The sequence below is a fragment of the Arthrobacter sp. HMWF013 genome, from assembly GCF_003061105.1.
Lineage (GTDB): Bacteria > Actinomycetota > Actinomycetes > Actinomycetales > Micrococcaceae > Arthrobacter.
In genome coordinates, this window is record NZ_QAIQ01000291.1 from 1 (window position 1) to 6422 (window position 6422).

10 protein-coding genes are annotated in these 6422 nt (G+C 65.0%); 2 read left to right on the forward strand and 8 right to left on the reverse strand.

Going from position 1 to position 6422, the window contains the following annotated elements:
* Window positions 1–426 (forward strand): hypothetical protein (locus DBR22_RS11240; RefSeq protein ID WP_219928108.1); only part of this gene is annotated, 426 nt, incomplete at its 5' end.
* Between the two features lie 93 nt (window positions 427–519).
* Here DBR22_RS11240 and DBR22_RS11245 read toward each other — a convergent pair.
* From DBR22_RS11245 to DBR22_RS11255, 3 genes are read right to left on the reverse strand one after another with little or no spacing between them, the layout of a single operon-like run.
* A complete protein-coding gene (locus DBR22_RS11245) occupies window positions 520–960 on the reverse strand; it encodes an SRPBCC family protein (RefSeq protein ID WP_108599086.1) in 441 nt (146 codons plus the stop codon).
* 33 nt (window positions 961–993) lie between these two features.
* Window positions 994–1821: a DUF1206 domain-containing protein gene (locus DBR22_RS11250; protein ID WP_108599087.1), complete on the reverse strand. Its 828-nt coding sequence runs from the start codon at window positions 1819–1821 to the stop codon at window positions 994–996.
* Window positions 1822–1823: 2 nt separating this feature from the next.
* On the reverse strand, window positions 1824–2114 hold the full coding sequence (locus DBR22_RS11255) for a hypothetical protein (RefSeq protein WP_108599088.1): 291 nt from the start codon (window positions 2112–2114) through the stop codon (window positions 1824–1826).
* A 153-nt stretch (window positions 2115–2267) separates the two neighbouring features.
* Between DBR22_RS11255 and DBR22_RS11260 the strand changes: the two genes are divergently transcribed.
* Window positions 2268–2804: a hypothetical protein gene (locus DBR22_RS11260; RefSeq protein ID WP_108599089.1), complete on the forward strand. Its 537-nt coding sequence runs from the start codon at window positions 2268–2270 to the stop codon at window positions 2802–2804.
* A gap of 163 nt (window positions 2805–2967) precedes the next feature.
* On the opposite strand, the gene DBR22_RS11265 is transcribed toward DBR22_RS11260, so the two are convergent.
* The 5 genes from DBR22_RS11265 to DBR22_RS11285 form a co-directional block, all read right to left on the reverse strand.
* Complete coding sequence (locus DBR22_RS11265) at window positions 2968–4143, reverse strand: AI-2E family transporter (protein ID WP_108599090.1); 1176 nt, start codon at window positions 4141–4143, stop codon at window positions 2968–2970.
* Between the two features lie 124 nt (window positions 4144–4267).
* The gene (locus DBR22_RS11270; protein WP_108599091.1) at window positions 4268–4747 is read right to left on the reverse strand and encodes a hypothetical protein; all 480 of its coding nucleotides are present in this window, start codon (window positions 4745–4747) and stop codon (window positions 4268–4270) included.
* Between the two features lie 3 nt (window positions 4748–4750).
* The gene (locus tag DBR22_RS11275) at window positions 4751–5230 is read right to left on the reverse strand and encodes a hypothetical protein (protein WP_108599092.1); all 480 of its coding nucleotides are present in this window, start codon (window positions 5228–5230) and stop codon (window positions 4751–4753) included.
* Window positions 5212–5520 carry a hypothetical protein gene (locus DBR22_RS11280; RefSeq protein WP_108599093.1) on the reverse strand — a complete coding sequence of 103 codons (309 nt, stop codon included), beginning with the start codon at window positions 5518–5520 and terminating at the stop codon, window positions 5212–5214. The genes DBR22_RS11275 and DBR22_RS11280 overlap by 19 nt, the downstream gene beginning before the upstream one ends.
* Before the next feature lie 130 nt (window positions 5521–5650).
* Entirely contained in the window at window positions 5651–6331 is a 681-nt protein-coding gene (locus DBR22_RS11285; protein ID WP_108599094.1) for a FadR/GntR family transcriptional regulator, read from the reverse strand.
* Between the last annotated feature and the right edge of the window lie 91 nt (window positions 6332–6422).

Sequence of the window (6422 nt, forward strand, 5' to 3'; positions counted from 1 at the left end):
AGGATGTGCACAGAGTTTTCGACTGGGTTGGGGGACCGGGTGACGCATGCACTGGAGCTGGATCAGAAAGAACAGGCCGCGGCTTGGGACAAGAGGTGCCAGAAACTGCTGGTGGGCTATGGATTACTCGTGTTTCTGACGGGGATGCCCTTGATGGGTGCGTTTTTCTACTGCCTCACCTGGTTCATCGAGCTGCTGACGCCCTTGATGAACGGGGAGCTGTCCTATGGAATGCCTGGCTACTACGAGTATCACTCGGCCAAAGACTCCGTCCTGGTAATCACCGCTGTCCTGCTTGTCCTCGTCATTGCGTGGATGGTGTGGACCTACCGCTGGTACAAGAAACGCATGCGCGCGCTCGGCCCCCGGCCCGGCGGCTACCCCGGAAGATGGAAGACCTGGCTCGGCGCACCGGACGCGGCCTAGGCAACTTCCGGCATCCGGTGACTACAACCAACGCGGGGTCACTTTCCGCCCGATAACCTTCAATTATTGGGCGCGGAGTGACCCCGCGTTGCGTTAATGCCCCGCGCCGCCGGCCGCCATCAGCTCGAGCCGGTTCAGGGTCTCGCGGTTCCGCACATCGATCACCGGACTGCGCAGCGCCTTGGGAACCAGCTTCCCCGGCCCGCGGATGGCGTCCTCCTTGATGGTCACCAGGCATTGCGTTCCCCGGTCTTCCAGCGTGATGACCACTTTGGCTTCGCCCAGCGGCCAGCCCCGGGCCACCAGTTCCAGGGAGCGGCCGGGCTCGACGGCGGCTACGCGGCTGCTGTCGTTGATCACCAGTGGCCAGATGCCCACTGAGTGGTGGAGCCGTGAGCCGACCTCCGGCCAGTGCGCATCCACGGCACGGATCCGGGAGGCGCCCACCACCCAGCCCGAATACAGCCAGCCGTCAGCGATCACCTTCCAGACGTCCTCCGCCGGGGAATTGAACAGTTGGCTCACGGTTGACATGGCGTTCCTTCCATTGGTAGTGGCTGAGCGGTGTTACATCCGGCCGAACCGGGCCCGGACCAGTGCGAATATTCCGTAGCAGATGAAGCCGGCCCCGATCGCCACCAGCAGGTACGGGCCGAAGGGGTGCTCACGGAGCGCCTTGAGGCTGCCGTCCAGGCCGGTGGACTCCTCGGGCATCTGCTTGGCGGCGGCTATGACGAACAGCAGCCCGGCCAGGTTCAGTGCGATTCCCTTGGCCACATGCCCGGTGACGCCCAGCGAGTCCACCAGCTTCCCGCGGCGCCTGCCCTCAAACCTGGATAGCTCCTTCTTGAACCCGCGCCGCAGCCCTTTCACCACGAAGTACACCCCAACGCCCATGACGGTCAGGCCCACGGCGACCAGCAGCGGCACCCCCGCGGGCGTATTGAGGACGGCGGTACTGAAGTCCCGCGTGGTGTCGCCGGAGTCCCCGCGGAGTCCTACGGCGAAGCCGGCAAAGCTGAGCCCCACGCTGCCGTAGGCGAGGAAAAGGAAGCCTGACGAAATCAGTTTTCCCAGCCGTTTCGTCCGGGGAAGCCGCCGGGCCCGGAGCGTGGCCTCACTGAGTTGCCACAGAGCCAGGCCGGCGCAGGCCACCACGCAGGACCACAGCACGGCCGGCCCCCACGGATTGGCGGCGAGCTGTTCGATGGCTCCGGTGGCTTCCGCCTGGCCGGGCTGCCCGAAAGCCAAGGCAATGGCAATGGCGCCAACAATCATGTGGAGCAGGGCCATCACGGCGAAGCCGGAGCGCGCAACAACATCCAGCGCCTTGGTGTCCGACGCTTCCTCGACGGCGTCCGCCGCCTCGCTGATGGTTGATTCTGCATCGGACATGGTCAGCCGTTCATGGGTCCTTCGGCGTGCAGCTTGCCGGCGCCCGGCCCCTCAACATGGACGGTGCAGCGGACCACCAGCTTGCCCGGTGCGTGGTCCAGCTCCACCAGGGTGTCTTCGGCGCTCAGGGCGGTGAAGGCTTCCGAGCCTTCCACCACCGCCACTCCCTTGGCCCGGGCAGTTTCTGTGGCGTTGTGGAGCGCCTCTTTCTGGAGCCCTGCCATGTACGAATCCTCACGCTGGCGTGCGGGGTCCCCGAACGCCCAGCCGAACAAAGTCCCAGTGTTTTCCATGGCGACGATATTACGCGTAAGCGCAGCGGAAGTCGGGGTTTCGTAATATTAGTAAGTGTGCTTACGATGGCTTGACCATGACCTTAATGGGACACGGCAGTGAAAACCGCTCCAGCGGCATCCAGGAACCGAAATAACGTAAGGAAACACATCATGGCAGGAAATCTTCTGGCCCGTTCGATTCATGACCTGACGGCCGGTGCGTGGTTTGGCGGATCGCTGATGGGAGCCATCGGGCTCAACGGCGCGGCGGCGGAAGCCAAGGACCCGGCGGAGCGCACCAGGCTTTCGAGTTCCGGCTGGATGAAGTGGGCACCCATCCAGACGGCGGCGTTCGTCTCGCACCTGGCGGCAGATCTTGCCATCGCCTGGGAGAACAAGGAACGGATCGCCAAGCAGGACGGCGTCGCGCGGGACACAGCCATCAAGACGGCGGTGACCGTGGCCGGCGCAGCGGTGACGCTGTACGCAGGCATCCTCGGCAAGAAGGTGGAGAAGCTTGCGGACCAGGGTGCTGTCGGCGCAACCGAGCCCAGTCCCGCCGCCTCGGATGAGCTGAAGTCCGCGCAGCAGCAGCTCAAGATCCTGCAGTGGGCGATCCCCGCTTTCGCCGGCGCTGTGATCATCCTCGGTGCCAAGCACGGCGAGATGCAGCGGCCCAAGAACGTCTTCGCCGGGCTCCGCTCCTAACCTCTCAGCAAAACCAGCAACGCGGGGTCACTCCGCGCCCAATTCAAGCACTGGATCGGGCGGGGAGTGACCCCGCGTTGCTTTTAGCGCGCTTTTGAAAAGTACGACGTCGGGTGGGCACCCCAGGTGCCTGCCCGACGTCGTGCGTTGTGCCGGCGAAGCGTCAGATGGGTTGCGTGTTGGCCGGCGGCAGGTCCGGGTTCATGTCCTTGAGGTTCGGGTCCTCGGCCGTCCATACCTGGATGATGGCCCAGGCCACAGCGGCGAGCGGGACCGACAATACTGCGCCGATGATCCCGGCCAGGATGGTTCCGGCGGTCAAAGCCATGAGGATTACCAGGGCGTGGAGCTGCAGGGACTTGCCCATCACGATCGGCTGGAGCAGGTCTCCTTCGAGCTGGTTGACGGCCACCACCACGGCCACCACAATCAGCGCCACCACCGGGCCGTTGGCCACCAGCGCCACCAGTGCGGCCAGGATGCCGGCAACCGTGGCGCCCACCAGCGGGATGAACGCGGTGATAAACACAATGATGGCCAGCGGGATCGCCAGGGGTACCTGAAGGATCAGCAGCGCTGCACCGATCGCCACGGCATCCACCAGGGCGACGATCGCGGTGCCGCGGACGTAGCCGCCCAGGACCTCCAGGGTGCGGCTTCCCACGCGGCGCAGTTTCGCCTCGCGTTCACCCTTGAACGGCCGGAGCAGGAAGTTCCAGATTTTGGCGCCGTCCTTGAGGAAGAAGAACAGGATCACCACCATCAGGCCGGCCCCGGCCAGGAACTCTGTCACCACCGACAACCCGGTGATGGCGCCGGAGCGGGCCTGGCTGCTGGTGGCGAACTGGATAATCCCCTCCCTGGCCTGGTCCAGCTGGGCCGGGTCAATGGGGATGGGGCCGTTGACCAGGAACTGCTCCAGCTCGTCGAGCCCGGCGGATGCCTGCTGGGCCAGTTCAGCCCACTGGTTCCGGATGGACAGGTAGATGACCGTGCCCACGGCGCCGAGGACAACGAGAAGGGCAACAAACGCCACCGCGGTTGCTGCGCCGCCCGGCAGTCCGCGCCGCCGGAGCATGTTCACAAAGGGCCCGATGGCCGCGGCGAGAATCAGCGCGATCAGGATGGGGATGACCAGCAGCTTGATCTGCATCAGTGCGTAGACCGAGACCACCGCCACTGTCAGGATGAGCAGGACCTGGGCGGAGCGGATCCCCACCCGGCCCAGGCCATCGGCCCACAGGGCGTTTGGTGGCTTCTGCTTGCGGTTTCCGGTTCCGACTGCGGCGTCAGAGGCCGCGGAAGGCTCATCCCCGGACATGTTGGCTGCTCGCGCCATGGTGCTCCTTTATTGGCGTGCACCCTTGAGGCGGGGCACGCAGGGCTTAACTGTCTACGTCAGATGCTAAGCCTACTGATGGGCTTGCCGGGCAACGAAACCCCGCTGACTCCGACGCGGAACCCTAAAATCCGCTGGCCAGCTTTTTGGTGCCCTCAATGTCGATATGCCGGTGATAGATCCGGCCCTTTTTGGCTTTTCCGGACGTGCCGCCGCCACCGGAAGCGATGATGCCGAAGATCCAGATGATGATCAGCACGTACTGCTGAAAGCACACCCAGGCCATGCGGAAGGGACCGGGCCAGCCGCCGTCGGAATTACGGACAAACGCGCTGCCCGCGGCCAGGCAACCCAAGGTGCGGCCCGCGAAACACGCCATCCCATAGACCAGCGATCCGCCGATCCATCCGCCAATTGCTGCCAGGACGGGGGCAGATTCGCTGAACGTGCTACGGGCGGTCATGACGTACGCGGCGGCGGCAACGGCGGCCAGCACCAGGACGTCAACGGCGAAGGCTCTCAGTACCTTTCCCGGTCCGGCCATCTGGACCGGAGCGCCATTTTCCAGGCGGGCAATGTATTTTTCTGCTTCAGTTTCGGTCATGGCTCAGGCACCGGCCCCGAACACGACGGCGGACACCTTCGACAATGCCGTGGTTCTGCTGACCTGGGCAACGTGGAGCCGGGCCACGCCGTCCTGCTCCGACGCCTCGAGGCCGAACAGGGCTTCGCTGGCCGTATAGAGCGTGAAGTGGTCGGCAACATCATGCACGCTGCTCATGCCCGTTACGGTGGTGACGCCCCGCACGTCCGCGAACTCCCGGACTGCCTTTGCCTCGAACTGTTCTTGCGTGAGCGTCTCGGCAGGACCGTCGGCGGAATCGACTCTGGCTGCATTGGCCAGTTCCATGATGGCCTCGGCGGCGTCCACGGTACGGCAGATGCTGAATGCGTGGCTGCCCGAGCTGTCCACCAGTTCCTGCAGGGCTGTTTCGTCATGGACGTATGTGTACAGCCAGACTTTTTCGTTCCGCGCCTTCGTTAATTCGGCGATGACCACGCGCTGGCTCAGGCGGCGCAGCGCCATGACTCCCGTAATCGGCCGGTGCCGCTGCTGGCCCTGTCCTGCTCTTCGGCATTGGCCTGCAGGTGCTTTGATCCCTGTTCCAGGAGCCGGGCTGCAGCCAGAAGTGTTGTGCGGTGTGAGCCGTTCCAATCCTGCCGGAACTTTTGGCTGTCCTGGCCGGTCCAGGCAGTCGTGCCGTTGACGAGCTTGGTGAGGTTCTGGCCCTGGGTCTGCATGGTTTGCGAAGCGCGCTGGAAATCCTTGGCCAGTGAACGCAATTGGGCGACGTCGGCGCCATAGATTCCGGCCATGCGGTTCCCCCTGGAATTCTGTTTTGTTGAAGCTCTCACCAGCGAGGCTAACCGATGGGCAACCACCTCCGCGATGGGGAGACATACCCACGGACAGCCTATGTAGCAGGCCCGCTGACGGCCAAACGTGCTAGGCGCGCAGCCACTCCGCGCAGGAATTCAGGTTGCGGTTGACACTGGCCACGGCGGCGTCGGCGTCGCGGGCCTCGATCGCCTCAACCAGCTCGCCATGGCCCTCGTAGGTGAGGCCGTCCAGCCTGCCCCGGCGCTGCTGCTTCAACAGCTCCTGATGGAAAACGCCGCCGAAACTGACGTACAGCTCATGCAGCAGGGGATTGGCGGAGGCCTGGGCAACGCGCTCGTGGAATTCCCAGTCCGCACGCGCCCAACCCTCGTAGTCCTCCGCATTCCAGGCAACGTCGCGGGCGGCGAGTGCGGCACGCAGGGAGGTGACGTCGTCGGCCGTGGCATTGCGGGCGGCAAGGCGCGCTGCCGTGGTGTCCAGCCCCAGCCTGACTTCGAGGATGTGCTCCTCCGTATGGTCCTGGTACATCCGCCGGGCGGCGCCGGACATCTCGCTGGTGGCCCGGACATAGGTTCCGTCGCCGCGGCGGACTTCCAGCATCCCGCCGTGAGCCAGCGCCTTGATGGCTTCCCGGAGCGTGCCGCGCGAGACGCCAAGACCGGCCATCAGCTCGGGCTCGGCGGGGATCCGCTGGTGCAGGGGCCACTCGCCGGAGTGGATCATTTCCCGGAGTTTGGCGGTGATTTCGTCCGCGAGGGGCTGGCGGTGGGAGGTGCTGAGGGTCATGGCGTCCTATTTCTTCCGGCCGGCGGCAGTGACGGTGGTACGGCCGGCGGCAGTGCCACCGGCGGTTCCGCCTGCAGCACCGCGCGTCATC